At 68.8% G+C, this 25,968-nt stretch carries 19 protein-coding genes and 2 rRNA genes; 18 read left to right on the plus strand and 3 right to left on the minus strand.

Annotation, left to right across the window (positions count from 1 at the left end):
- Positions 1 to 56: 56 nt before the first annotated feature.
- Both ACSW7Y_RS05870 and ACSW7Y_RS05875 read right to left on the minus strand, forming a co-directional pair.
- The gene (locus tag ACSW7Y_RS05870; RefSeq protein WP_438125394.1) at positions 57 to 1,943 is read right to left on the minus strand and encodes a glycoside hydrolase family 2 TIM barrel-domain containing protein; all 1,887 of its coding nucleotides are present in this window, start codon (positions 1,941 to 1,943) and stop codon (positions 57 to 59) included.
- A gap of 70 nt (positions 1,944 to 2,013) precedes the next feature.
- Positions 2,014 to 2,469, minus strand: a complete 456-nt coding sequence (locus tag ACSW7Y_RS05875; protein WP_438125395.1) for a MaoC/PaaZ C-terminal domain-containing protein — start codon at positions 2,467 to 2,469, stop codon at positions 2,014 to 2,016.
- 99 nt (positions 2,470 to 2,568) lie between these two features.
- On the opposite strand from ACSW7Y_RS05875, the gene ACSW7Y_RS05880 reads away from it, so the two are divergent.
- Positions 2,569 to 3,843, plus strand: a complete 1,275-nt coding sequence (locus tag ACSW7Y_RS05880; RefSeq protein ID WP_438125396.1) for a phosphotransferase — start codon at positions 2,569 to 2,571, stop codon at positions 3,841 to 3,843.
- Between the two features lie 141 nt (positions 3,844 to 3,984).
- Here ACSW7Y_RS05880 and ACSW7Y_RS05885 read toward each other — a convergent pair whose 3' ends face one another.
- On the minus strand, positions 3,985 to 4,338 hold the full coding sequence (locus ACSW7Y_RS05885; RefSeq protein WP_438125397.1) for a DUF1844 domain-containing protein: 354 nt from the start codon (positions 4,336 to 4,338) through the stop codon (positions 3,985 to 3,987).
- A 275-nt stretch (positions 4,339 to 4,613) separates the two neighbouring features.
- On the opposite strand from ACSW7Y_RS05885, the gene infC reads away from it, so the two are divergent.
- The 17 genes from infC to ACSW7Y_RS05970 all read left to right on the plus strand — a co-directional run.
- Positions 4,614 to 5,276 carry a translation initiation factor IF-3 gene (infC, locus tag ACSW7Y_RS05890; protein ID WP_438125398.1) on the plus strand — a complete coding sequence of 221 codons (663 nt, stop codon included), beginning with the start codon at positions 4,614 to 4,616 and terminating at the stop codon, positions 5,274 to 5,276.
- A gap of 62 nt (positions 5,277 to 5,338) precedes the next feature.
- Positions 5,339 to 5,533 carry a 50S ribosomal protein L35 gene (gene rpmI, locus ACSW7Y_RS05895; protein WP_022903519.1) on the plus strand — a complete coding sequence of 65 codons (195 nt, stop codon included), beginning with the start codon at positions 5,339 to 5,341 and terminating at the stop codon, positions 5,531 to 5,533.
- 27 nt (positions 5,534 to 5,560) lie between these two features.
- Positions 5,561 to 5,944 (plus strand): 50S ribosomal protein L20, encoded by a 384-nt coding sequence (rplT, locus tag ACSW7Y_RS05900; protein ID WP_058730008.1) that lies wholly within the window; start codon positions 5,561 to 5,563, stop codon positions 5,942 to 5,944.
- Between the two features lie 74 nt (positions 5,945 to 6,018).
- A complete protein-coding gene (locus tag ACSW7Y_RS05905; protein WP_438125399.1) occupies positions 6,019 to 6,900 on the plus strand; it encodes a TrmH family RNA methyltransferase in 882 nt (293 codons plus the stop codon).
- 71 nt (positions 6,901 to 6,971) lie between these two features.
- Positions 6,972 to 8,012, plus strand: coding sequence for a phenylalanine--tRNA ligase subunit alpha (gene pheS, locus ACSW7Y_RS05910; RefSeq protein WP_438125400.1), 1,041 nt, complete (start codon positions 6,972 to 6,974; stop codon positions 8,010 to 8,012).
- A complete protein-coding gene (pheT, locus tag ACSW7Y_RS05915; RefSeq protein WP_438125401.1) occupies positions 8,012 to 10,504 on the plus strand; it encodes a phenylalanine--tRNA ligase subunit beta in 2,493 nt (830 codons plus the stop codon). The genes pheS and pheT overlap by 1 nt, the downstream gene beginning before the upstream one ends.
- A gap of 72 nt (positions 10,505 to 10,576) precedes the next feature.
- The gene (locus ACSW7Y_RS05920; RefSeq protein WP_438125402.1) at positions 10,577 to 11,674 is read left to right on the plus strand and encodes an N-acetyl-gamma-glutamyl-phosphate reductase; all 1,098 of its coding nucleotides are present in this window, start codon (positions 10,577 to 10,579) and stop codon (positions 11,672 to 11,674) included.
- Positions 11,671 to 12,933, plus strand: a complete 1,263-nt coding sequence (gene argJ / locus ACSW7Y_RS05925; protein WP_438125403.1) for a bifunctional glutamate N-acetyltransferase/amino-acid acetyltransferase ArgJ — start codon at positions 11,671 to 11,673, stop codon at positions 12,931 to 12,933. Before ACSW7Y_RS05920 ends, argJ begins: the two co-directional genes overlap by 4 nt.
- Positions 12,933 to 13,967 (plus strand): acetylglutamate kinase, encoded by a 1,035-nt coding sequence (argB, locus tag ACSW7Y_RS05930; RefSeq protein ID WP_438125404.1) that lies wholly within the window; start codon positions 12,933 to 12,935, stop codon positions 13,965 to 13,967. Before argJ ends, argB begins: the two co-directional genes overlap by 1 nt.
- Positions 13,964 to 15,187 carry an acetylornithine transaminase gene (locus ACSW7Y_RS05935; protein WP_438125405.1) on the plus strand — a complete coding sequence of 408 codons (1,224 nt, stop codon included), beginning with the start codon at positions 13,964 to 13,966 and terminating at the stop codon, positions 15,185 to 15,187. The genes argB and ACSW7Y_RS05935 overlap by 4 nt, the downstream gene beginning before the upstream one ends.
- Positions 15,184 to 16,161, plus strand: a complete 978-nt coding sequence (gene argF / locus ACSW7Y_RS05940) for an ornithine carbamoyltransferase (RefSeq protein ID WP_438125406.1) — start codon at positions 15,184 to 15,186, stop codon at positions 16,159 to 16,161. Before ACSW7Y_RS05935 ends, argF begins: the two co-directional genes overlap by 4 nt.
- A 26-nt stretch (positions 16,162 to 16,187) precedes the next feature.
- The gene (locus tag ACSW7Y_RS05945) at positions 16,188 to 17,384 is read left to right on the plus strand and encodes an argininosuccinate synthase (RefSeq protein ID WP_438125407.1); all 1,197 of its coding nucleotides are present in this window, start codon (positions 16,188 to 16,190) and stop codon (positions 17,382 to 17,384) included.
- A gap of 169 nt (positions 17,385 to 17,553) precedes the next feature.
- On the plus strand, positions 17,554 to 19,002 hold the full coding sequence (gene argH / locus ACSW7Y_RS05950) for an argininosuccinate lyase (protein ID WP_438125408.1): 1,449 nt from the start codon (positions 17,554 to 17,556) through the stop codon (positions 19,000 to 19,002).
- Positions 18,999 to 19,679 (plus strand): DNA-3-methyladenine glycosylase, encoded by a 681-nt coding sequence (locus tag ACSW7Y_RS05955; RefSeq protein ID WP_438125409.1) that lies wholly within the window; start codon positions 18,999 to 19,001, stop codon positions 19,677 to 19,679. The genes argH and ACSW7Y_RS05955 overlap by 4 nt, the downstream gene beginning before the upstream one ends.
- A gap of 100 nt (positions 19,680 to 19,779) precedes the next feature.
- Positions 19,780 to 21,093 carry a tyrosine--tRNA ligase gene (gene tyrS / locus ACSW7Y_RS05960; protein WP_438125410.1) on the plus strand — a complete coding sequence of 438 codons (1,314 nt, stop codon included), beginning with the start codon at positions 19,780 to 19,782 and terminating at the stop codon, positions 21,091 to 21,093.
- A gap of 570 nt (positions 21,094 to 21,663) precedes the next feature.
- A 16S ribosomal RNA gene (locus tag ACSW7Y_RS05965) occupies positions 21,664 to 23,185 on the plus strand.
- 443 nt (positions 23,186 to 23,628) lie between these two features.
- Positions 23,629 to 25,968, plus strand: a 23S ribosomal RNA gene (locus tag ACSW7Y_RS05970); the annotation flags it as partial.

Raw genomic sequence — 25,968 nt, forward strand, 5'->3', positions numbered from 1 at the left:
CCGCCACGTCGGTCACCGCACGATCCTCGCACGCGGTGAGGCAGCGGTCGCGGCCGTCACCGTCCGGCAGACGCGGTCGCGCCCGCCCGCCGGACCGTGACCGCGCGGCGGATCTGTTCGATCGGGACCTTCGGCGTGCGATCGGCGTTGAGCAGCCCGTTCGTCTCCTGCATCGTGTCGGTGAGCTGCGTGTAGCAGGAGCCTGCGAGGAACGTGCTCGCCCGGATCGCGTCGTACAGACCGGTGATGCGCGCGATCCAGTCGTCGCCGTCGGACGCCGAGGTGTAGCCCCACCCGTCCTCGCGCTGCACGCCGGGCTGGTAGTTCACACCACCGAACTCGGTGAGCATCACGGGCTGCCCCTCGTCGACCGCACCGCCGACGAGGATCTGCCGGTCCGCCGGACCCATGCCGCGCAGCAGGGCTGTGCGGGCGGCGTCGTCGGCGTACGTGCGGGCCATGACGTCGCCGTCGCCCTCGTAGTCGTGGACGGAGAGGATGTCCGATGCGGGGTGCTCCCAGCCGTCGTTCGAGATCACCGGGCGGGTCGGGTCGAGGGCTCGGGCCACGTCCGCGAGCGCACGCGCGTACGCCTGCTGCGCGGGGTCGTCGGCGATGTGCTGCACGCCCCAGCTCTCGTTCGCGGGGACCCAGGTCACGATGGACGGGTGCGAGGCGTCACGCTCGACGGCGTCCATCCACTCCCGCACCAACCGCTGCACGGCGGTGGGGGAGAACGCGTAGGCCCCGGGCATCTCGCCCCAGACGAGCAGCCCGAGCTTGTCGGCCCACCAGAGGAACCGCGGGTCCTCGACCTTCTGGTGGTTCCGCGCCGCGTTGAAGCCGAGTTCCTTGATGAGCTCGACCTCGCGGCGGAGTGCCTCCCGGGACGGCGCAGCCAGGTGGGAGTCCGGCCAGTACCCCTGGTTCAGGACGCTGCGGACGTCGTAGGAGTGGCCGTTGAGCAGGAACGCGCCCTGACCGACCGTCGTCGTGCGGACGCCGAAGTAGCTCGCGACCGCGTCGGTCGCCGCACCGCTGCCGTCGAGCAGGGTGACGGTGGCGTCGACGAGCCGGGGGGTCTCGGGCGTCCAGACCAGTTCGTCCTCGGCCTGCCCGTTCGTCTGCCGGGCGATCGGCACGACGACGTCGAACTCGGTGTCGATCGCGCTCGACCGGGCGACGTCACCGAGGGCCGACTCGACGGTCGCGAGGCGCTCGTCGCCCCACCACGCCGCGACGCGGAGGCGCTCGCCGCCCGGTCGGGTGCCCGCGAGCCGGACGGACAGCCGGACCGTGGCGTGGTCGACGTTCGTCCAGCGCAGGGCTGCGATCGACACGGTCGGCACGGCCTCGAGCCAGACGGTCTGCCAGATGCCCGTGGTCCGGCGGTACCAGATGGCGTGCGGCTCCTCGTGCCAGTCCTGCTTGCCGCGCGGTTGCGTCAGGTCGAGGGGGTCGTCCTCGGCGCGGACGACGAGCGTGTGCTCGGCGTCGGGGTCGGCCGTCAGCACCTCGGTGACGTCGAAGGCGAACGGGGTGTGGCCGCCCTCGTGCTCGCCGACGAACTGCCCGTCGATCCATACCCGTGCCCGGTGGTCGACGGCGCCGAAGTGGAGGACCAGCCGAGGCTGCGCGGGGGAGTACCCGGCGGCGGCGAGGTCGGCACCGGTGAGGCGCCGCGAGTACCAGACGACGGGGTGGAAGCCCGGTTCGTCGATCCCGGACGCGACGGACTCGGGCGGGAACGGCACGGTGATGTCCCGCGGGTCCGGGAAGCCCGAGCGCCATGCGGCGTCGTCTCCGTCGTTGCGGAACGACCACGTGCCGTCGAGGTCGGCCCAGGTCGGGCGGAGGAGCTGCGGCCGCGGGTACGTGCCGTCCTGCTCGGTCGCGACGGGGAGGATGGTGGGGGCGGCGTCGTTGCCGGCGAGCGTGCTCATGCGTCCATGCTGGACCCGCGCGTACATCGTTGTAAAGAGCCGTGGCGACGAACCGGCACCGAGCCGTTCGTCACGCGATCGCGGCGTCCCGGGTCAGCACCATGACGTCCATCCGCCCCTGCTGGACGACCTCGCCGTGCTGGTTGCGGAGGGACACGGCCCGCTCGACGATGCCCGTCGTCCCCGAGCTCGTCAGCCGCGTCGCGAGGATCTCCACCGAGCACGTCACGGTGTCGCCGATGAACACCGGAGCGGTGAAGCGCCACTGGTCGATCCCGAGCAGCGCCACGGCCGAGCCCTCGAAGACCCCCGTGCGTGCGATGAGGCCGAGGCAGAGCGACGTGCCGAGCAGCCCGTGCACGACGCGCTGGCCGTACCGGGTGCGTGCCGCGAACTCGACGTCGGTGTGCACCTGGTTGTTGTCGTTCGTCCACGAGGCGAACGACACGACGTCGGCCTCCGTGATCGTCCGACCCGGGGTGGTGAAGGTCTGTCCGGCGGCGAGGTCCTCGAGGTAGTGCGGCACGGCCCCATCCTGGCACCGCGTCCCTCGGCTCCCCGGCGCCGCACGCACCGCGGACCGCGTCCCCCACCTCCCCAGCGCCGGGCGCGTAGCCTCCGCGGCATGAGCGACGCTCCCTCCGACCACGACCTCGCACCGTGGGTCGCCGCACAGCGCTGGTACGCCGCCAAGGGAGGCGCCGGCCCGACGCTCCGCACGCTGTCCACCGACGACGACACCCGCCTCGTCCTCGACGACGCCGCGACGGGCGCCGTCCTCTACCAGGCGCCGGTCGTCGTGCGCGACGGCACCCTCACCGACGCCACGGCCGACCTCGGCTGGGTCCGTGGCCTCGCCGCCCGCATCGACGCCGGCCCGGAGTCGCTCCGGCCGATCGGCACCGTGACCGCGGCTCGCGTGCTGTCCGGTGAGCAGTCGAACACCTCCGTCATCTGCGACACCGAGTCCGGCGCGCAGGTCATCGTCAAGGTCTTCCGCGTGCTGCACCACGGCGACAACCCCGACGTCACCACGCAGCTCGCACTGTCGGCGGCCGGCAGCACCCGGGTGCCGGCGGTCTACGGCGCGCTCCGCGGCTCCTGGCCGGACACCGGACGGCCGGAGGGGACCGCGACCGGACACCTCGCCGTCGCCCAGGAGTTCCTGCCGGGCACCCGGGACGCCTGGCGCGTGGCGCTCGACGACGCCCGTGCGGGCACCGCCTTCGTCGACGACGCGACGCGGCTCGGGTCGGCGCTCGCCGAGGTGCACCGCACGCTCGCCGAGGTCATGCCGACGATCCCCGCGACGGACGACCGTCGCCGTGACGCCCTCGCGACGTTGCACGCGCGCCTGGCGGCAGCCGAACGCGAGGCCCCGGCGGTCGCGGAGCACGCCGACGCCGTCCGTGCCGTGTACGCCCGGGCCGCCGAGGCGTCGTGGCCGGACCTGCAGCGCATCCACGGCGACCTGCACCTCGGTCAGGTGCTCGCGGTGCCGGGTGAACGGGGGTGGGTGTTCCTCGACTTCGAGGGCGAGCCGCTCCGTCCGCTCGCCGAGCGTTCCGTGCCCGACGTCCCGCTGCGCGACGTAGCGGGAATGCTGCGGTCGTTCGACTACGTCGCGGGGGCACTCGCTCACGATGCCGATCCGGTGGACACCGGCGACTGGGCGCACGGTGCCCGCAACGCGTTCCTGGCCGGCTACGAGCAGGGGATCGGTGGTGACCTGCGCGCCCACCGCGAGGTCCTCGACGCCTTCGAGCTCGACAAGGCGGTCTACGTGGTCGTCTACGAGAGCCGCAACCGGCCGGACTGTGTGGGCATCCCCCTGACGGCCGTCGCGCGGCTCGCCGCGCGCCGCGCTGGCTGTCGGAGCTGCGCGCGCAGCGCTGGCTGACGGAGCTGCGCGCGCAGAGCTGGCTGGCGGGCCTGCCCGCGCGCGGCACTCACCGACAGGTCGGCCTGACGGACCGGAGGCCCGTGGCGGCGTCGCCACGGGCCTCCAGTCCGTCGTCCGGTCGCGATCGCGACCGACGGTTCAGTTGACGGGACCGGTGTACTTCTCGCCCGGACCCTTGCCCGGGGCGTCCGGGATGGCGGAGGCCTCGCGGAACGCCAGCTGGACCGATCGCAGCCCGTCGCGCAGCGGTCGGGCGTGGTGGTCGCCGATCTCGGTCGCGGCGGCGGTGACGAGCCCGGCCAGGGCGGTGATGAGCTTCCGGGCCTCGTCGAGGTCGGTCTGCTCCTGCGGGTCGTCCGCGAGCCCGACCTTCACGGCCGCGGCGCTCAGCAGGTGCACCGCGACGGTGTTGATGAGCTCGACCGCCGGCACCTCCGCGATGTCACGCGCCTCGTCGGCTCCGGTGGGCTCGTTCGGCGGGGTGTCGGTCACGGTGCTCCTCTGCTAGACTCTGTCGCGGCAGATGCTGCCCGTGCGCCCTCGGGGGCTCGAACGGCGTCTTGCGAAAGAGGAGTCTCTCCCACCCGCGGCTGTGCACCACCAGGCTACCGGGTCCCCATCGCTCCGCCGGGCTCGTGCAACGCGAGACCGGCAGGTCCTCCCGCAAGGGAGACGTCGGGCGGTGCAAACGGGTTCCGATCCGTGCGTCAGACCTCCTCTCTCGTGCCGTCGTCCAGGGCAACAGCCCCGGACGGCCAACCACCTGATTGAAGGAGCTCCGCATCACCGATCCCCGCACCAACGACCGAATCCGCGTTCCCGAGGTCCGACTCGTCGGCCCCCAGGGTGAGCAGGTCGGCGTTGTCCCGATCGCCATGGCCCTGCGTCTCGCGCAGGAAGCCGAACTGGATCTGGTCGAGGTCGCCCCGAACTCGAAGCCGCCCGTGGCCAAGATCATGGACTACGGCAAGTTCAAGTACGAGGCTGCGCAGAAGGCCAAGGAAGCGCGTCGCAACCAGGTGAACACGGACCTGAAGGAGGTCCGGTTCCGCCTGAAGATCGACAAGCACGACTACGAGACCAAGCGCAAGCGCGCCGAGGGCTTCCTCCTCGGTGGCGACAAGGTGAAGGCCATGATCCTGTTCCGCGGTCGTGAGCAGTCGCGTCCCGAGCAGGGCGTCCGTCTCCTCCAGCGGTTCGCCGAGGAGATCGCCGAGTTCGGCGTCGTCGAGTCGCGTCCGACCCAGGACGGCCGCAACATGACGATGATCATCGCTCCGCTCAAGAACAAGTCCGACGTCAAGGGCGAGCAGAACGCCAAGCGTGCTGCACAGAAGGCCGAGCGTCGCGCGTCGGAGCACGCTGCGAAGACCGGCGAGGACTCCTCCGCCGCGTCCAGCTCGGAGCAGCAGGCCGCCCCGGCCGAGTAGGTCCTCGCGACCGATCCCGCACCGTAGCGGCCCCCAACCCCATCCCACGGAAAGGCACCTCCATGCCCAAGCAGAAGACCCACTCCGGGTCGAAGAAGCGCTTCAAGGTCACCGGCAGCGGCAAGATCATGAAGCAGCAGGCCGGTATGCGTCACAACCTCGAGGTCAAGAGCGCCAAGCGCAAGGCCCGCCTCAACGAGGACCAGGTCCTCGCCAAGGCCGACGCGAAGAACGTCAAGAAGCTTCTCGGCCACTGAGCCGGCGGAACGTAAAGGAATAGATCAATGGCACGTGTAAAGAGAGCGGTCAACGCCGCCAAGAAGCGCCGCGTCATCCTCGAGCGCGCCGAGGGCTACCGCGGCCAGCGTTCGCGCCTGTACCGCAAGGCCAAGGAGCAGGTCACCCACTCCCTCGTCTACGCGTACCGCGACCGTCACGCCAAGAAGGGCGAGTTCCGTCGCCTCTGGATCCAGCGCATCAACGCTGCGTCGCGTGCGAACGGCCTGACCTACAACCGCCTCATCCAGGGTCTGAACCTGGCCGGCGTCGAGGTCGACCGTCGCATCCTCGCGGACCTCGCGGTGAACAACCCCGACACGTTCGCGGCGCTCGTCGAGACCGCCAAGAAGGCCCTGCCGGCCGACACCTCGGCCCCGAAGGCCGCGTAGTCGCGCCAGCTGCACCACGAAGCCCCCGTCCCGTCCGCGGAACGGGGGCTTCGTGCGTTCCTAGACTGGTGTCCGTGAGTGATCTCCTCGAGAACCCCAAGGCCGGCCGTGTGCGCGCCGTCGCAGCGCTGGCCAAGAAGGACGTCCGCGCCGACACCGGCCTGTTCCTGCTCGAGGGGCCGCAGGCCGTCCGCGAGGCACTCGAGTACCGCCCCGAGCTCCTCCGCGAGCTCTACGTGACGCCGACCGCGGCCGCGCGCTACGCGCTCGACGACGCGCCGGTCGACACCTGGTTCGTCACCGAGCACGTGCTCGACACCATGGCGGACACGGTCACGCCGCAGGGGGTCGTCGCGGTCTGCCAGCAGTTCCCGACGTCGGTGCGGTCGGTCTTCCCGGATCCGGCTTCCGTCGACGCGTCGGACGGCCTGGAGGCTCGTGGGGACTCCGCGACGGACGACTCGCTGCCGGGGTTGGTCGCGATCCTCGAGCAGGTGCGGGACCCCGGGAACGCCGGCACGATCATCCGCGCCGCCGACTCCGCCGGCGCCGACGCGGTGGTCCTCACCGGGCGCTCGGTGGACCCGTACAACCCGAAGGTCGTCCGCTCGACCACGGGCTCGCTGTTCCACGTGCCGGTCTCGGTGGGCGTGACGCTCGCCGACGCGGTCGCGCGGGCGAAGGCGCTCGGTTACACGGTGCTCGCGGCGGACGTGTCGGGCGACGACCTCCCGGAGGTGCGGGCGGACGGCATGCTCGACGGGCCGACGGCGTGGGTCTTCGGGAACGAGGCCCGCGGGCTGACCGACGAGGACCTCGCGCTCGTCGACCGTGCGGTCAAGGTGCCGATCTACGGGCAGGCGGAGTCGATGAACCTCGCCACCGCGGCCTCGGTGTGCCTGTACGAGAGCGCGTTCGCGCAGCGGGCCGCGGCTGCTTCCTCCACAGCGGGCTGACACGGGTCCTCCCTCCACCGTCCACCGGGTACAGGACGGCGGTATCCCATCGGCCGGTAGGCTTGGGCCTCGTGTCAGAACACCTCGAGATCAGCGAACCGGCCGTCAGCGCCGCCGTGGACGCCGCCCTCGCGGCCGTCCGGGCCACGACGACCGTCGCCGAGCTGAAGCAGGCCAGGGCCGAGCACACCGGTGAGCAGTCGCCGTTGGCACGGATGAACGCGTCGATGCGCAGTGTGCCGCCCGAGCAGAAGGCCGCGGCCGGCAAGCTCGTCGGGCAGGCCCGTGGTCGCGTGAACCAGGCCGTCGCCGAGCAGGAGTCCGTCCTGGCCGAGGCCGAAGAACGCGCACGACTCGAGTCCGAGCGCGTCGACGTCACTGCCCTGCCCTCGCGCCGCACGCCCGGCTCGCGGCACCCGCTGTCGCTCCTGAACGACGCCGTCGCGGACATCTTCGTCGGCATGGGGTGGGAGGTCGCGGAGGGCCCCGAGCTCGAGCACGAGTGGTTCAACTTCGACGCCCTGAACTTCGACCAGGACCACCCGGCCCGCGCCATGGCCGACACCGTCTTCGTCGAGCCCGTCGAACGACACCTGCTCATGCGGACCCACACGTCGCCCGTGCAGGTCCGGTCGCTGCTCTCGCGCGAGCTGCCCCTCTACGTCATCGCCCCCGGGCGCGTGTACCGCGCCGACGAGCTCGACGCCACGCACCTGCCCGTCTTCACCCAGGTCGAGGGCATCGCGATCGACAAGGGCCTGACGATGGCGCACCTGCGCGGCACGCTCGAGCACTTCGCACGGCAGATGTTCGGCGCCGAGGCGCAGATCCGCCTCCGCCCGAACTACTTCCCGTTCACCGAGCCGAGCGCCGAGATGGACGTCTGGCAGCCGAACGCCAAGGGTGGCGCGCGGTGGGTCGAGTGGGGCGGCTGCGGCATGGTCAACCCGAACGTCCTGCGCGCCGCCGGCATCGACCCGGACGAGTACCAGGGCTTCGCCTTCGGCATGGGCATCGAGCGGACGCTGCAGTTCCGCAACGGCCTGAACGACATGCGTGACTTCCTCGAGGGCGACATCCGCTTCTCGCAGCAGTTCGGAACGGTGGTCTGATGCGCGTCCCACTCCGTTGGCTCGGTGAATCGGTCGACCTCCCCGAAGACGCCACCCTCGAGCACGTCCACGCGGCGCTCGTGTCGGTGGGCTTCGAGGAAGAGGACGTCCACACCTACGACCTGACCGGCCCGATCGTGGTCGGCCGGGTGCTGTCGCTCGAGCCGGAGCCGCAGAAGAACGGCAAGACGATCAACTGGTGCCAGGTGGACGTCGGCGAGCCCGAGCCCCGCGGCATCGTCTGCGGCGCGCACAACTTCGTCGCAGGCGACCTCGTCGTGGTGACGCTCCCGGGAGCCGTGCTGCCCGGCCCGTTCCCGATCGCCGCCCGCAAGACCTACGGCCACGTGTCCGACGGCATGATCGCCTCGGCGCGCGAGCTCGGACTCGGTGACGAGCACGACGGCATCCTCCGCTTCGCCGACCTCGGCATGGAGCCGGAGGTCGGGGCGGACGCGATCTCGCTGCTCGGCCTCGACGACGCCGCGGTCGAGATCAACGTCACACCCGACCGCGGCTACGCCATGAGCATGCGCGGCGTCGCCCGCGAGTACGCGCACGCCACCGGCGCCTCGTTCCACGACCCCGCCGAGCGCGTGACGCCCCGCACCGCCGAGGGTTTCCCGGTCTCGATCGCCGACCACGCCCCGATCCGTGGCCGCCTGGGTGCGAACACCTTCGTCACCCGGGTCGTCCGGGGCATCGACCCCACCGTGAAGACACCGGCATGGATGGTGTCACGCCTCGCCCTGGCCGGGGTCCGCTCGATCTCGCTGCCGGTCGACATCACCAACTACGTCATGTTCGAGCTCGGGCAGCCGCTGCACGGGTACGACCTCGCGAAGGTCGTCGGCGGTCTCGGCGTCCGCCGGGCGGCCGCGGGTGAGACCCTCGTCACGCTCGACGACGTCACGCGGAAGCTCGACCCGGAAGACCTCGTGATCACCGACGACGACGGCCCGGTCGGCCTCGCCGGCGTCATGGGCGGTGCCCGCACGGAGATCTCCGACACGACGACCGACGTCCTCGTCGAGGCCGCCGTGTTCGACCCGGTGTCCATCGCCCGGACGGCTCGTCGCCACAAGCTCCCGAGCGAGGCGTCCCGGCGGTTCGAGCGCGGTGTCGACGCGCTCGTGTCCGAGGCGGCCGCGAACCGCGCCCTGGAGCTCCTCGTCGAGCTCGCCGGGGGAACCGCCGACCCGCTCGGCTCGACCCTCGTCGACACGACGCCCCGAGCGACCATCGCCATGCGGATCGGACGCCCGGCCGAGCTGATCGGCGTCGAGTACACCGACGCCGAGGTCATCGACACGCTCCGCGCGATCGGCGCCACGGTCGAGGTCGACGGCGAGCTGCTCTCGGTCACCCCGCCCACGTGGCGCCCGGACCTCGGCGACGACACCACCCTGGTCGAGGAGATCGCCCGGATCGTCGGCTACGGCCGCATCCCGAGCGTCCTCCCCGTCGCCCCGCCCGGCCGCGGGCTCACCGGCCACCAGCAGGCTCGTCGCCGCGTGGCGAACGCCCTCGCAGCCGCGGGCCTGGTCGAGGTCGTCACCGCGCCGTTCGTGTCCGCCGCCGCGCAGGACGCCTACCCCGGCATCGACGGCGACGGAGGGCCGAGCGTCGTGCTCGCCAACGCCCTCGACAGCGAGCAAAACCGACTCCGTCGCAGCGGGCTGCCGGCGCTCGTCGACGTCGCGCGGCGCAACGTGTCGCGCGGCCTCGTCGACGTCGCGGTCTACGAGACGTCGCGGGTCTTCCTGCCGGCGGACGGCCACGAGCTCGGCACGACGGACGTCCCCGCCGGTGCCGCCCTGCCGGACCGCGAGACCCTCGCAGCCCTCGATGCGTCCCTGCCGGCGCAGCCGTTCCACGTCTCCGCGCTCCTCACGGGCAACCGGGTCCCGAAGCAGCCGGGCACCGCAGCGGAGCCGTACGGGATCGCGGATGCGCTCGATGCGGCACGCGAGGTCGCCTGGGCGGTCGGCGTCGACCTGACCGTGGCGCAGTCGACCCACCCGTCGCTGCACCCCGGCCGGACGGCATCGCTCCTCGTCGGTGACGCCGTCGTCGGCGTCGCGGGCGAGCTGCTGCCGGAGCTGAGCGAGGCCGCGGTGCTGCCGCGCGTGGTCGCCGTGCTCGAGCTCGACCTCGACGCCCTCGTCGCGGCGGCACCCGAGCTCGTGTCGGTCGCCCCGATCGAGTCGTACCCGGCGGCGACGCAGGACCTCTCGCTCGTGGTCGACGCGGACGTCGCGGCGGGTGACGTCCTCGAGGCCGTCCGCTCTGGTGCCGGCGAGCTGTTGGAGTATGCTCGCCTCGTGGACGACTACCGGGGCGCCGGCGTGAGCGAGGGACAGAAGTCCCTGACGTTCGCGCTGCGCTTCCGCGCCACGGACCGCACGCTGACCGCTGCCGAGGCCTCCGAGGCCCGTGACGGCGCTGTCCGACGTGCCGGCGAGCGATTCGGGGCGACCCTGCGCGACTGATCCTCAGGATCACCGCCCGGGGCCGCCGCCTCCGACTCTCTCGACGACCAGTCCGACCTAAGGTGGAAACCCATGTCCGTATCCGTCGCCGTGGCGGGAGCCTCCGGCTACGCGGGCGGTGAGCTCCTGCGCGTGCTCTCCGCTCACCCCGAGTTCGACGTCAGGACGGTGACGGCGTTCTCGAACGCCGGACAGCCGCTCATCGCCACGCAGCCGCACCTCCGTTCGCTGGCACACCTGACCCTCGTGGAGACGACGGCCGAGAACCTCCGCGGACACGACGTGGTGTTCCTCGCACTGCCGCACGGGCAGTCCGGGGCGATCACCGCCGAGCTCGACGAGGACACCCTCGTGGTCGACTGCGGCGCGGACCACCGGCTGACCGATCCCGCGGCGTGGGAAGCGTTCTACGGCGGCGACTGGTTCGGCGCCTGGACCTACGGGCTCCCGGAACTCCTGCACGCCGCACCCGTGCCGGGGTCGGCGGAGGAGTGGCGCGACGAGGACGACATCGAGACGCAGGGCCGGCAGCGGTCGGAGCTGGCCGGTACGAAGCGGATCGCGGTGCCCGGGTGCAACGTGACCGCGGTGACGCTCGGGATCCAGCCGGGCATCCAGGCCGGGCTCGTCGAGTCGGACGACATCGTCGCGGTGCTGACGGTCGGGCCGAGCGGGGCCGGCAAGAAGCTCGCGACCACCTACCTCGCCGCCGAGATCATGGGTTCCGCGAGCGCCTACCAGGTCGGCGGCAAGCACCGGCACATCCCGGAGATCCAGCAGAACCTGCAGGTCGCCGGCGCCTCGGACGTCACGATCTCGTTCACGCCCGTGCTCGTCCCGATGTCGCGGGGGATCCTCGCGACGACGACCGCCAAGCTCGCGCCGGGGGTCAGCGCCCGCGACGTCCGGCTTGCATGGGAGCAGGCGTACGCGGACGAGCCGTTCGTGCACCTGCTGCCCGAGGGCGAGTTCCCCCGCGCCGCCGACACGGTCGGAGCGAACACCTGCCTGGTCGGCATCGCCGTCGACGAGGCCGCGGGCCGTGTCGTCGCCGTGAGCGCGCTCGACAACCTCGCGAAGGGCACCGCCGGGGCAGCGGTCCAGTCCACCAACATCGCCCTGGGCTTCCCCGAGACCCTCGGCCTCAGCGTGGACGGAGTCGCACCGTGACCGATCCGAACCAGCACGAGCCGAACCAGCACGAGCCGGCCCAGCACGAGCCGGCCCAGCGTGGCGGAGCCGAGCCGGGCCTCCAGGCAGGGTCGACCGGACAGGGTGTCACCGCAGCTGCGGGCTTCCGCGCCGCCGGCGTGACCGCCGGTCTCAAGACGAGCGGGAAGCCCGACGTGGCGCTCGTCGTCAACGACGGGCCCGAGGCGGCGGTCGCCGCCGTCTTCACGAGCAACCGCGCGCAGGCGCACCCCGTCATCTGGTCCCGCCAGGTCGTCGGCGACGGCATCGCCCGCGCGGTGGTTCTGAACTCCGGCGGTGCGAACTGCTTCACGGGTCCGTTCGGGTTCCAGACCACGCACCTCACCGCCGAGGCGGTCGCCGACTCCCTCGGCATCGGTGCGGGCGACGTCGTGGTCTGCTCGACCGGCCTCATCGGCGTCGGCGACCAGACCTTCCGGGACAACGTCCTGAAGGGCGTCGATCTCGCGTCCGCCGCGCTGTCCCCGGACGGTGGCCCTGATGCCGCCACGGCGATCATGACGACCGACACCAAGCCGAAGCAGTCCGTCGTGACCGAGGACGGCTGGACGGTCGGCGGCATGGCGAAGGGTGCGGGGATGCTCGCACCGGGCCTCGCGACGATGCTCGTCGTGATCACGACCGACGCGCTGCTGTCCGCCGACGAACTCGACCAGGCACTCCGCGCGGCCACCCGCGTGACCTTCGACCGCGTCGACTCCGACGGCTGCATGTCGACGAACGACACGGTCGTCCTGATGTCCTCCGGCGCCAGCGGGACCACCCCGGAGGTCGGCGACTTCCAGGAGGCCCTGACCGCGGTCTGCGCCGACCTGGCGAAGCAGCTGCAGCAGGACGCCGAGGGCGCGAGCCACGACATCGCGATCGAGGTCGTCGGCGCCGCGAGCGAGGACGACGCCGTGACCGTCGGCCGGAGCGTCGCACGGAACAACCTCTTCAAGGCGGCCGTGTTCGGCAACGACCCCAACTGGGGCCGGGTGCTCGCGGCCATCGGTACGACCGACGCCGACTTCGACCCGTACGCGGTCGACGTCAGCATGAACGGCGTCCGGGTCTGCCACGCGGGGGCGCCCGACGAGCCGAGCGACACCGTCGACCTGACCGGTCGCGAGACCCACGTGCTCATCGACCTCAGGGTGGGGCCGCACGCGGCGACGATCCTGACGAACGACCTGACGCACGACTACGTCCACGAGAACAGCGCGTACTCCAGCTGATGAGCGACCACGACCTCACGAAGGAAGAAGAGCACGAGCTCGCCGCCGTCAAGGCCGCGACGCTCATCGAGTCCCTGCCCTGGCTGAAGCGGTTCTCGGGCAAGGTCGTCGTCGTCAAGTTCGGCGGCAACGCGATGATCAACGAGGACCTCAAGCGGGCCTTCGCCGAGGACATGGTGTACCTGCGCTACGCAGGGCTGCACCCGGTCGTCGTGCACGGCGGCGGACCGCAGATCTCGGCGGCGCTCAAGGAGCAGGGCATCGAGTCCGAGTTCCGGGGCGGGTACCGCGTCACCACGACCGAGGCGATCACCGTCGTCCGTGACGTCCTGGCGGGCGAGGTCAACCGCGAGATCGTCGACCTCATGAACGAGCACGGCGAGGGACTCGCGGTCGGCGTCTTCGGCGACGGCGGCTCGCTGTTCACCGGCGAGAAGAAGGGCGTCGTCGTCGACGGCGAGCACTTCGACCTCGGCCACGTCGGCGACATCACGCACGTCGACCCGTCGGGTGTCCTCGCCGCGATCGAAGCCGGCCGGATCCCGGTCGTCTCGAGCATCGCGATCGACGACGCCCACCCGGACCAGGCGCTCAACGTGAACGCCGACGCGGCCGCCGGAGCGCTCGCGATCGCCCTCAAGGCCGCGAAGCTCATGATGCTCACGGACGTCCCGGGGCTGTACCGGAACTGGCCGGACCGCGACTCCATCGTCGACCTCATCGCGGTCGAGGAGCTCCGGGCGCTCCTGCCGTCGCTCGAGTCGGGGATGATCCCGAAGATGACCGCGTGCCTCGATGCCGTGGTCGGCGGGGTCGGTGGGGCGACCATCATCGACGGGCGCATCCCGCACTCCATCCTGCTCGAGGTCTTCACCCTCCGCGGAGCGGGGACCGAGGTGATCCCGGACCCGAGCCGCCGGACCGAGAACCAGATGACCCACGCCGAGATCGGCCGACGCGTCGCGTCACCGTCGGTGGACAGCAGCACCGGCCAGCACGTGGCCGACGCGACCGAGAAGGGACAGCAGCAGTGAGCACCGAGACGCAGACCCAGACCTGGAACGACCGGTTCGGGGCGTCGCTCATGCGATCCCTGACCCCGCCGAAGATCATGCTCGAGCGCGGCGAGGGCTGTCGGGTGTGGGACGTCGACGGCAACGAGTACCTCGACTTCCTCGCCGGCATCGCGGTGAACTCGCTCGGGCACGCACACCCGGCGCTCGTGGAGGCCGTCGCCGACCAGGCGGCGAAGCTCGTGCACGTCTCGAACTACTTCGCGACGCCGCCGCAACTCGAGCTCGCCGAACGCCTGAAGCGCATCACGGGTGCCGGGGACGCCGGTCGCGTGTACTTCGGCAACTCCGGTGCCGAGGCGAACGAGGCTGCGTTCAAGCTCGCTCGCCTCAACAAGGGCGCCGACGGGAGCAAGACCCGAATCCTCGCGCTGAAGCAGGGGTTCCACGGCCGGACGATGGGGGCGCTCGCGCTCACCGGCAAACCCGCGCTGCAGGAGGACTTCCTGCCGATGGTCCCCGGTGTCGAGCACGTCGACTCCACGGTCGAGGCGCTCGAGTCCGCGTTCGACGACCACGTCGCGGCGCTCATCCTCGAGCCGATCAAGGGCGAGGCCGGTGTGGTCGACCTGCCCGAGGGCTTCCTGCTCGCCGCACGTCGCCTGACCGAGGAGCACGGCGCACTGCTCATCCTCGACGAGATCCAGACCGGGGTCGGGCGGACGGGCAACTGGTTCACGTACCAGGGGCACGGGTTCACCCCGGACGCGATCACCATCGCGAAGGGCATCGCCGGCGGCTTCCCGATCGGCGCCCTCGTGACCTTCGGCTGGGCGTCCGACCTGTTCTCGGCCGGGCAGCACGGTTCGACCTTCGGCGGCAACCCGCTCGGCACCCGCGTCGCGAACGCCGTCCTCGAGGAGATCGAGCGCGCCGACCTCGTCGCCGGTGCGGTGACGAAGGGCGAGCGGATCCGTGCGGGCATCGCCTCGATCGACTCGCCGCTCGTGGCCGAGGTCCGTGGCACCGGCCTGCTCATCGGCGTCGGTCTGACCGGTCCGGTCGGACCCGCCGTCAACCAGGCCGCGCTCGAGCGGGGCCTCATCATCAACGCGCCGAACGAGTCGAGCCTGCGCATCGCACCTCCGCTCATCGTGTCCGACGCCGAGATCGACGAGTTCGTGTCGATCCTCGCCGAGAGCCTGGCGGCCGTCGCCAGCACCCAGGAGCCCTCCGCATGACCCGCCACTTCCTCCGCGACGACGACCTGAGCCAGGCCGAGCAGTCCGCGATCCTCGACCTCGCGGCGCAGATGAAGGCCGACCGCTGGGCCGCGAAGCCGCTCGCCGGCCCGCAGTCCGTCGCGGTCATCTTCGACAAGTCCTCCACGCGGACACGTGTGTCGTTCCACGTCGGCATCTCCGACCTCGGCGGCAGCCCGCTCGTCATCACGACGGCGAACAGCCAGCTCGGCGGCAAGGAGACCCCGTCGGACACGGCGCGCGTGCTCGAGCGCATGGTGTCCGCGATCGTCTGGCGCACCTACGCGCAGTCGGGCCTCGAGGAGATGGCCGCCGGCACCCGGGTCCCGGTGGTGAACGCCCTGTCCGACGACTTCCACCCGTGCCAGCTCCTCGCCGACCTCCTGACGATCCGCGAGCACCGCGGCACGCTCGCTGGTCAGACCGTGGCGTTCGTCGGCGACGGCGCGAGCAACATGGCGCAGTCGTACCTGCTGGCCGGGGCGACCGCGGGCATGCACGTCCGGGTCGCCGCACCGGAGTCCTTCGCACCGGCAGCCTCGGTCGTGACGGACGCCGAAGAGCGCGCCGCCGTGACGGGCGGCTCCGTCCTCGTGGTCACCGACCCGGTCGCGGCCGTCGCCGGCGCGGACGTCGTCGTCACCGACACCTGGGTGTCGATGGGCAAGGAGGACGAGAAGCAGTCGCGACTCGACACCTTCGCCGGGTACCGCGTGGACGACGAGCTGCTGGCGCACGCCGCCGACGACGCCGTCTTCTTGCACTGCCTGCCGGCCGACCGCGGCTTCGAGGTCACGGCCGAGGTCATCGACGGCCCGCGCAGCATCATCTGGGACGAGGCGGAGAACCGGCTCCACGCCCAGAAGGCGCTCCTCGCCTGGCTCCTGGCCGCGAACACGGCCGGACCGGCCACGGCCGGACCGGCCGCACCGGCCACGGCCCCCACCAACTGACACCCCCACCCCCAAGGAGAAACCACATGGCAGACCGCGTCGTACTGGCGTACTCCGGAGGCCTCGACACCTCCGTCGGCATCGGCTGGCTCAAGGACGCCACCGGCAAGGACGTCGTCGCGCTGGCGGTCGACGTCGGCCAGGGCGGCGAGGACATGGACGCCATCCGTCAGCGCGCACTCGACTGCGGCGCTGTGGAGTCGGTCGTCGTCGACGCGAAGGACGAGTTCGCCGACGACTACCTCGTGCCCGCCCTCAAGGCGAACGCGCTGTACCAGAAGCGCTACCCGCTCGTCTCCGCGCTGAGCCGCCCGCTCATCGCGAAGCACCTCGCCCTCACGGCGAAGCAGCTCGGAGCCGACAGCGTCGCGCACGGCTGCACCGGCAAGGGCAACGACCAGGTCCGCTTCGAGGCCGCCGTCGCAGCGATCGCCCCCGACCTGACGAGCGTCGCGCCCGTCCGCGACCTCGCGCTGACCCGCGACAAGGCGATCGTCTACGCGAACGAGCACAACCTGCCGATCGAGCAGTCGAAGAAGTCGCCGTACTCGGTCGACCAGAACGTCTGGGGCCGCGCGGTCGAGACCGGCTTCCTCGAGGATCCGTGGAACGCCCCCATCGAGGACCTCTACTCGTACACGCAGGACCCCTCGGTCCCGCGTGACGCCGACGAGGTCACGATCACCTTCGAGCAGGGCGTCCCGGTCGCGATCGACGGTCAGCGCTTCAGCGTCCTCCGCATCGTCCAGGAGCTCAACGCGCTCGCCGGCAAGCACGGCGTCGGCCGCATCGACGTCGTGGAGGACCGCCTCGTCGGCATCAAGTCGCGTGAGGTCTACGAGGCCCCCGCGGCGATGGCACTGATCGCCGCCCACGAGGAGCTCGAGAGCCTGACCCTCGAGCGCGACGTCAACCGCTACAAGCGCGGCATCGAGGCGGAGTGGGCCGACCTGGTCTACGACGGCCTGTGGTTCGGTGGCCTGAAGCGCAGCCTCGACGCGTTCATCGACCACACCCAGCAGCACGTCTCGGGCGACATCCGCCTGCAGCTGCACGGCGGTCGTGCGACGGTCACGGGTCGCAAGTCGGAGCAGAGCCTCTACGACTTCGACCTCGCGACCTACGACACCGGCGACACGTTCGACCAGTCCCTCTCGAAGGGCTTCATCGAGCTGTGGTCGCTGCCGTCGAAGATCTCGGCCCGGCGCGACGCCGCCAACTAGCCGACCCCGGTGGGGCGGGACCCGCTGTTCCCGTCCCACCACCGGCCTGGAGGCACGTCCCGCCTCCGCCTCGCCGCTCCCGTCCCGAGCGACCCGCCTCCGCGCCGCCCGCCCGCATCCGACCGACGCGGGTCCTCGCACCACCCGCCGCCACGACCAGCAGGACGACATGACCGACGCAGCCCCGCACGCCAAGACCGACGCCACCAACACCGGCGCCCTCTGGGGCGGCCGCTTCGCCGACGGCCCGAGCGCCGAGTTGGCCGCCCTCTCCAAGTCGACGCACTTCGACTGGCAGCTCGCGTCGTACGACATCGCCGGCTCGCGTGCGCACGCCCGGGCGCTGCACACCGCGGGCTACCTGACCGAGGACGAGCTGGAGCGCATGCTCGCCGGCCTCGACCGGCTGGCCGACGCGCACGCCACCGGCGACTTGCAGCCGGACGACTCCGACGAGGACGTCCACGGTGCGCTCGAGCGGCTGCTCATCGCCGACCTCGGTCCGGAACTCGGCGGGAAGCTCCGCGCCGGTCGGAGCCGCAACGACCAGATCGCCACGCTCGGCCGCATGCACATGCTCGACCACGGTCGGCGCATCGGCCACCTGGTGATCGACCTCGTGGACGCGCTCAGCCAGCAGGCGAACGAGCACCCCGGCGCGATCATGCCCGGCCGGACGCACCTCCAGCACGCGCAGCCCGTGCTCCTCGCACACCACCTGCTCGCCCACGCCTGGCCGCTCGTGCGCGACCTCGAGCGACTCCGCGACTGGTCGGCCCGCGCGAGCGTCAGCCCGTACGGTGCCGGTGCCCTCGCCGGCAGCTCGCTCGGGCTCGACCCGACGGCGATCGCCCACGAGCTCGGCTTCGCACGGCCCGCGGAGAACTCGATCGACGCGACCGCGGGTCGTGACGTGGTGGCGGAGTTCGCCTTCGTCCTCGCGCAGATCGGCATCGACGTCTCGCGCCTGGCGGAGGAGGTCATCCTCTGGAACACGAAGGAGTTCGGCTTCGTCCGGCTCCACGACGCGTTCTCGACGGGGTCGAGCATCATGCCGCAGAAGAAGAACCCGGACATCGCCGAGCTCGCGCGCGGCAAGTCCGGCCGGCTGCTCGGCAACCTCACCGGCCTGCTCGCGACGTTCAAGGGTCTGCCGTTGGCGTACAACCGCGACCTGCAGGAGGACAAGGAGCCCGTCTTCGACTCCGTCGAGCAGCTCGAGGTCCTGCTCCCGGCGTTCACGGGCATGATCGCGACGCTGACCTTCGACACCGACCGGATGGCCGAGCTCGCGCCGCAGGGCTTCTCGCTCGCGACCGACGTGGCCGAGTGGCTCGTCCGGCAGGGTGTCCCCTTCCGTGACGCCCACGAGGTCTCCGGTGCCCTCGTCCGCCACTGCGAGGAGCGCGGCATCGAGCTCGACGAGCCGACCGACGACGAGTACCGCGCCGTGTCGGAGCACCTCACGCCGGAGGTCCGCTCGGCCCTCACGATCGAGGGCAGTGTGGCGTCCCGTGCGGGGGCCGGCGGCACCGCTCCCGACCGGGTCGCGGAGCAGCTCACGTCCCTGACCCAGCGCGTCCGCGATTTGGCGGAGGGTGCACCCTTCACCCGATGACCGACGCGCTGCGGGCGGTGCTCGCCGAGCCCGCTCCCACGTCCGCCCCGGCCCTGCTCGGCGCGACGATCACCGGACGCGGGGTCGCGATCCGCATCACGGAGGTCGAGGCCTACCACGGCCCGACGGACCCGGGCTCCCACGGCCACCGTGGGATGACCCAGCGCAACCGCCACCTCTTCGGTCCACCGGGGACGCTCTACGCCTACCGCTCGTACGGCATCCACACGTGCGTCAACGTGGTCAGCGGCGCCGAGGGCACGTCGGCCGGAACGCTCCTCCGCGGCGGCGAGGTCGTCGCGGGCCTCCCCGTCGCCCGAGAACGGCGGGGACCTCGCCCCGCCGACGTCGCGCTCGCCCGCGGCCCGGGCAACCTCGGCGTCGCGCTCGGTGCCGTGCTCGGCACGGACGACGGCACGTCGCTCCTCGACGGGTCCGGCCCGTTCACGCTCACCCTGGTGCCCGGCCTGGAGGCACGGCTCGCCTCCGCCCCGGCGGCTGCGGTCGTCGACGAGCTGCTCGCCGAGACGGACGCCGCAGGCGTGCCGCGCATCTCGCGCGGACCGCGCACCGGCGTCGGCGGCATCGCCGGCGGCGCGCGCTTCCCCTGGCGCTTCTGGCTGACCGGCGACCCCACGGTCTCGGCGTACCGACGGCACAAGGGTGCGCTCGACTGATCCCCACCGGCACGGCCGTCCCGCCGCTGGCACGTCGCGACGGAACCGGCGGCCTGCACCCGGGACCCGCCCCGCGCCTCCCGGCCGGTACGATTGCCAGGTGTCCAGTGATACCGCGCTCGATGTCCTGACGCGCCAGCAGAACGATCCCACCTTCGCCTCGGTGTGGGACGAACTGCGCTGGCGTGGTCTGGTGCACGTCTCGACCGACGAGACCGCACTCAAGGAGGCCCTCGACGGCGAGCCGATCACGTACTACTGCGGTTTCGACCCGACCGCGCCCTCGTTGCACTGCGGCAACCTCCTGCAGCTGCTGACGCTGCGGCGCATCCAGTTGGCCGGCCACAAGCCGCTCGCGCTCGTGGGCGGTTCGACGGGGCTCATCGGCGATCCTCGACCGACGGCCGAGCGCACGCTGAACACCCCGGAGACCGTCGCCGACTGGGTCGAGCGACTGCGCGCCCAGGTGTCGCGGTTCCTCAGCCCGGACGGCGACAACGGTGTCCGCCTGGTGAACAACCTCGACTGGACCGCGCCGCTCTCGGCGATCGACTTCCTGCGCGACATCGGCAAGTACTTCCGCGTCAACTCGATGCTCAAGAAGGACGCCGTCGCCGCGCGTCTGAACTCCGACGCGGGGATCAGCTACACCGAGTTCAGCTACCAGATCCTCCAGGGACTCGACTACCGGGAGCTCTTCCTGCAGTACGGGTGCACCCTGCAGACCGGTGGCTCCGACCAGTGGGGCAACCTGACCTCGGGGACGGAGCTGATCCGGCGCACCGAGGGGGCCACGGTGCACGCGCTCGGGACGCCCCTGATCGTGAACTCCGACGGCACGAAGTTCGGCAAGAGCGAGGGCAACGCGATCTGGCTCGACCCGGAGATGACGTCGCCGTACGCGTTCTACCAGTTCTGGCTCAACACCTCGGACGCCGACGTCGTCGAGCGGCTCCGGCAGTTCACGTTCCTGTCACGGGCCGAGGTCGAGCGACTCGAGCAGGCCGTCGCCGCCGAACCCTTCCGCAGAGAGGCCCAGCGCACGCTGGCGTTCGAGGTGACCGCGGTGGTCCACGGGGTCGAGGCGACGCAGGCGGCGATCGACGCGGCCGCGGCGCTCTTCGGCAACGGGGACCTGACGACCCTCGACGAACACACCCTCCGGTCGGCGATCGCCGAGCTCCCCGGTTCGACCACGCTGCCCGGTGATGCCGACGTGGCGAAGGCGCTCGTCGAGACCGGACTCGTGAAGTCCCTCGGGGAGGCCCGTCGTTCCATCGACCAGGGTGGCGTGTACGTGAACAACGCCCGGGCCGAAGACGCGACCGCACGGCTGTCGGAGCTCGCGCTCCCGGGGGGAGTCCTCGTGCTCCGTCGAGGCAAGAAGACCCTCGCAGGTGTGTCGATCGGCTGATCGGCTCCGCCCGTCGACGCCCGGTTCCCCCTGTGGGAGCCGGGCGTCGCTGCGTTCCGGGAGCCGGTGTTGCAGAACGCGACACGCCCGGGAAGTACGGCCGGTTGGCGCTGCCCCCGGTCCGCACGTAGAGTTCTTACTCGTCACCCCAAAGGTGCGGCGGAGCGGCTGGAGCGAGAGCCCAGGGCCTGCCGGCCCTCAAGCGGGACGATCCTCCACTGAAGTTCAGAACTGGCCTTGCGCTGGTTCGCTTCGACGCCTAGGATGACTACTCCACCGGTTCTCTCCCGACAGGGATGAGCCACTGGGCCTTCAGGTCCGACGACACACCGGTGGTCAAACCAAGAACGAAAGCCTCTCTGGCGAAACCTCGTGTTCGGGGTCGAGTGGGGAGTGCGTCTGGTCCTTGAGAACTCAACAGCGTGCACATTGTCAATGCCAATTTATTGACCCCGTGGCCGAGCTTGCTCGGTCCGGAGACAATTCCTTTTGGATAGACAGAATTGTCAGTTGACAGTTCTTTTTGTCAGTATCAACTCGGCCATGCTTTCGGGTGTGGTTGGTAATTTTTTTACGGAGAGTTTGATCCTGGCTCAGGACGAACGCTGGCGGCGTGCTTAACACATGCAAGTCGAACGATGATGCCCAGCTTGCTGGGTGGATTAGTGGCGAACGGGTGAGTAACACGTGAGTAACCTGCCCCTGACTCTGGGATAAGCGTTGGAAACGACGTCTAATACTGGATATGACTACTGGTCGCATGGCCTGGTGGTGGAAAGATTTTTTGGTTGGGGATGGACTCGCGGCCTATCAGCTTGTTGGTGAGGTAATGGCTCACCAAGGCGACGACGGGTAGCCGGCCTGAGAGGGTGACCGGCCACACTGGGACTGAGACACGGCCCAGACTCCTACGGGAGGCAGCAGTGGGGAATATTGCACAATGGGCGAAAGCCTGATGCAGCAACGCCGCGTGAGGGATGACGGCCTTCGGGTTGTAAACCTCTTTTAGTAGGGAAGAAGCGAAAGTGACGGTACCTGCAGAAAAAGCACCGGCTAACTACGTGCCAGCAGCCGCGGTAATACGTAGGGTGCAAGCGTTGTCCGGAATTATTGGGCGTAAAGAGCTCGTAGGCGGTTTGTCGCGTCTGCTGTGAAATCCCGAGGCTCAACCTCGGGCTTGCAGTGGGTACGGGCAGACTAGAGTGCGGTAGGGGAGATTGGAATTCCTGGTGTAGCGGTGGAATGCGCAGATATCAGGAGGAACACCGATGGCGAAGGCAGATCTCTGGGCCGTAACTGACGCTGAGGAGCGAAAGCGTGGGGAGCGAACAGGATTAGATACCCTGGTAGTCCACGCCGTAAACGTTGGGCGCTAGATGTAGGGACCTTTCCACGGTTTCTGTGTCGTAGCTAACGCATTAAGCGCCCCGCCTGGGGAGTACGGCCGCAAGGCTAAAACTCAAAGGAATTGACGGGGGCCCGCACAAGCGGCGGAGCATGCGGATTAATTCGATGCAACGCGAAGAACCTTACCAAGGCTTGACATACACCGGAAACGGCCAGAGATGGTCGCCCCCTTGTGGTCGGTGTACAGGTGGTGCATGGTTGTCGTCAGCTCGTGTCGTGAGATGTTGGGTTAAGTCCCGCAACGAGCGCAACCCTCGTTCTATGTTGCCAGCGCGTTATGGCGGGGACTCATAGGAGACTGCCGGGGTCAACTCGGAGGAAGGTGGGGATGACGTCAAATCATCATGCCCCTTATGTCTTGGGCTTCACGCATGCTACAATGGCCGGTACAAAGGGCTGCGATACCGTAAGGTGGAGCGAATCCCAAAAAGCCGGTCTCAGTTCGGATTGAGGTCTGCAACTCGACCTCATGAAGTCGGAGTCGCTAGTAATCGCAGATCAGCAACGCTGCGGTGAATACGTTCCCGGGCCTTGTACACACCGCCCGTCAAGTCATGAAAGTCGGTAACACCCGAAGCCGGTGGCCTAACCCTTGTGGAAGGAGCCGTCGAAGGTGGGATCGGTGATTAGGACTAAGTCGTAACAAGGTAGCCGTACCGGAAGGTGCGGCTGGATCACCTCCTTTCTAAGGAGCATCTGACCACTGTGTTGATGCAACGCAGGCTGGTTCAGGCGCCGATTCGGACCGAACGTGTCCGACGGTTAGCTCATGGGTGGAACATTGACAGTGCAGTCGTCAGCGTGGCTGCCGACCTCAGTACGACCTGCTTCGGTGGGTTGGGAACGGGTTGGTGGTGAGCGGGATGGCTGGTGCACGTTGTTGGGTCCTGAGGGACCAGGCTTCCCGGCCGGTTGGTCGGGGGTTGAGCCGTGACAGTCGGGGCCGTGCAGGCTCTGGGTGTTGCTGGTTCTTCGATGGGCTACATGAAGCTGACACGAGAGTGTCGGGGGAGTGTGGTGCCGATCGTATGTTGAGAACTACACAGTGGACGCGAGCATCTTAGATCGCTCGTGACGATGACCGGCTTGCTGGTTGTTGTTCGAGTCGATCGCAATTTTAATCTTTGTGGTCAAGTTTCTAAGAGCAAACGGTGGATGCCTTGGCATCTGGAGCCGAAGAAGGACGTAGAAATCTGCGATAAGCCTCGGGGAGCTGATAATCGAGCTGTGAGCCGAGGATTTCCGAATGGGGAAACCCCGCCAGGCGACTTGTCGACCTGGTGACTCCCGCCTGAATATATAGGGCGGGTAGAGGGAACGTGGGGAAGTGAAACATCTCAGTACCCACAGGAAGAGAAAACAACATGTGATTCCGTGAGTAGTGGCGAGCGAAAGCGGATGAGGCTAAACCGATCATGTGTGATAGCCGGCGGGCGTTGCATGGTCGGGGTTGTGGGACACGTCGCTCAGTTCTGCCGGACTGGGACGGTTACAGCGCATCATAGTCGAACTGGTTTGAAAGCCAGGCCGTAGTGGGTGCCAGCCCCGTAGACGAAATGGTGTTATGGCCGGATGTGTATCCCAAGTAGCACGGGGCCCGAGAAATCCCGTGTGAATCTGTCAGGACCACCTGATAAGCCTAAATACTCCCAGATGACCGATAGCGGACAAGTACCGTGAGGGAAAGGTGAAAAGTACCCCGGGAGGGGAGTGAAATAGTACCTGAAACCGTTTGCTTACAAACCGTCGGAGCCTCCTTGTAGGGGTGACGGCGTGCCTTTTGAAGAATGAGCCTGCGAGTTAGCGATATGTGGCGAGGTTAACCCGTGTGGGGTAGCCGTAGCGAAAGCGAGTCTGAATAGGGCGATTTGAGTCGCATGTCCTAGACCCGAAGCGAAGTGATCTATCCATGGCCAGGTTGAAGCGACGGTAAGACGTCGTGGAGGACCGAACCCACTTCAGTTGAAAATGGAGGGGATGAGCTGTGGATAGGGGTGAAAGGCCAATCAAACTTCGTGATAGCTGGTTCTCTCCGAAATGCATTTAGGTGCAGCGTTGCGTGTTTCTCGCCGGAGGTAGAGCTACTGGATGGCCGATGGGCCTCAACAGGTTACTGACGTCAGCCAAACTCCGAATGCCGGTGAGTGAGAGCGCAGCAGTGAGACGGTGGGGGATAAGCTTCATCGTCGAGAGGGAAACAACCCAGACTACCAACTAAGGCCCCTAAGCGTGTGCTAAGTGGGAAAGGATGTGGAGTTGCATAGACAACCAGGAGGTTGGCTTAGAAGCAGCCACCCTTGAAAGAGTGCGTAATAGCTCACTGGTCAAGTGATTCCGCGCCGACAATGTAACGGGGCTCAAGCACACCGCCGAAGTTGTAGATTTCGCATATTGACAAGCCTTCGTGGTTCAGTCGTGCGGAGTGGTAGGAGAGCGTCGTGTGGCGAGTGAAGCGGCGGAGTAATCCAGCCGTGGACGCCACACGAGTGAGAATGCAGGCATGAGTAGCGAAAGACGGGTGAGAAACCCGTCCTCCGAAAGACCAAGGGTTCCAGGGCCAGGTTAATCCGCCCTGGGTAAGTCGGGACCTAAGGCGAGGCCGACAGGCGTAGTCGATGGACAACGGGTTGATATTCCCGTACCGGCGAACAACCGCCCAAGCTAATCCAGTGGTGCTAAGAGTCCTAACCCGGACCAGCGGATCCCTTCGGGGTGATGCGGGCCGGTCTAACGCTCGACCCCATGCTGGTGCGGCTAGCGTATGAACAGGTGTGACGCAGGAAGGTAGCTGAGCCAGGCGATGGTATCCGTAAGGTGAACCTGGTGTAAGGATGTAGGGCTGACGATAGGCAAATCCGTCGTCTGTGTGCCTGAGATCCGACGCGTACCCGTTTTGGGGAAATCAGTGATCCTATGCTGCCGAGAAAAGCATCGACGCGAGGTTGCAGCCGCCCGTACCCGAAACCGACTCAGGTGGTCAGGTAGAGAATACCAAGGAGATCGAGAGAATCGTGGTTAAGGAACTCGGCAAAATGCCCCCGTAACTTCGGGAGAAGGGGGGCCGGAACCGTGACCGGACTTGCTCCGTGAGCGGTGAAGGCCGCAGAGACCAGTGGGAAGCGACTGTTTACTAAAAACACAGGTCCGTGCGAAGTCGCAAGACGATGTATACGGACTGACGCCTGCCCGGTGCTGGAAGGTTAAGAGGAAGGGTTAGCCTTTGGGCGAAGCTCTGAATTTAAGCCCCAGTAAACGGCGGTGGTAACTATAACCATCCTAAGGTAGCGAAATTCCTTGTCGGGTAAGTTCCGACCTGCACGAATGGCGTAACGACTTCCCAGCTGTCTCAACCGCGAACTCGGCGAAATTGCACTACGAGTAAAGATGCTCGTTACGCGCAGCAGGACGGAAAGACCCCGTGACCTTTACTACAGCTTGGTATTGGTGTTCGGTGTGGCTTGTGTAGGA

The organism is Curtobacterium flaccumfaciens (assembly GCF_051548005.1).
Classification (GTDB): domain Bacteria; phylum Actinomycetota; class Actinomycetes; order Actinomycetales; family Microbacteriaceae; genus Curtobacterium.

What these genes read in the sequence shown, in the direction of transcription:
- argF (WP_438125406.1), top strand. Translation starts at nt 15,184, where the DNA reads ATGACCCGCCACTTCCTCCGCGACGACGACCTGAGCCAGGCCGAGCAG.
- rplT (WP_058730008.1), top strand. Translation starts at nt 5,561, where the DNA reads ATGGCACGTGTAAAGAGAGCGGTCAACGCCGCCAAGAAGCGCCGCGTC.
- rpmI (WP_022903519.1), top strand. Translation starts at nt 5,339, where the DNA reads ATGCCCAAGCAGAAGACCCACTCCGGGTCGAAGAAGCGCTTCAAGGTC.
- pheT (WP_438125401.1), top strand. Translation starts at nt 8,012, where the DNA reads ATGCGCGTCCCACTCCGTTGGCTCGGTGAATCGGTCGACCTCCCCGAA.
- ACSW7Y_RS05870 (WP_438125394.1), bottom strand. Translation starts at nt 1,943, where the DNA reads ATGAGCACGCTCGCCGGCAACGACGCCGCCCCCACCATCCTCCCCGTC.
- ACSW7Y_RS05955 (WP_438125409.1), top strand. Translation starts at nt 18,999, where the DNA reads ATGACCGACGCGCTGCGGGCGGTGCTCGCCGAGCCCGCTCCCACGTCC.
- ACSW7Y_RS05880 (WP_438125396.1), top strand. Translation starts at nt 2,569, where the DNA reads ATGAGCGACGCTCCCTCCGACCACGACCTCGCACCGTGGGTCGCCGCA.
- ACSW7Y_RS05920 (WP_438125402.1), top strand. Translation starts at nt 10,577, where the DNA reads ATGTCCGTATCCGTCGCCGTGGCGGGAGCCTCCGGCTACGCGGGCGGT.
- argB (WP_438125404.1), top strand. Translation starts at nt 12,933, where the DNA reads ATGAGCGACCACGACCTCACGAAGGAAGAAGAGCACGAGCTCGCCGCC.
- ACSW7Y_RS05945 (WP_438125407.1), top strand. Translation starts at nt 16,188, where the DNA reads ATGGCAGACCGCGTCGTACTGGCGTACTCCGGAGGCCTCGACACCTCC.
- argH (WP_438125408.1), top strand. Translation starts at nt 17,554, where the DNA reads ATGACCGACGCAGCCCCGCACGCCAAGACCGACGCCACCAACACCGGC.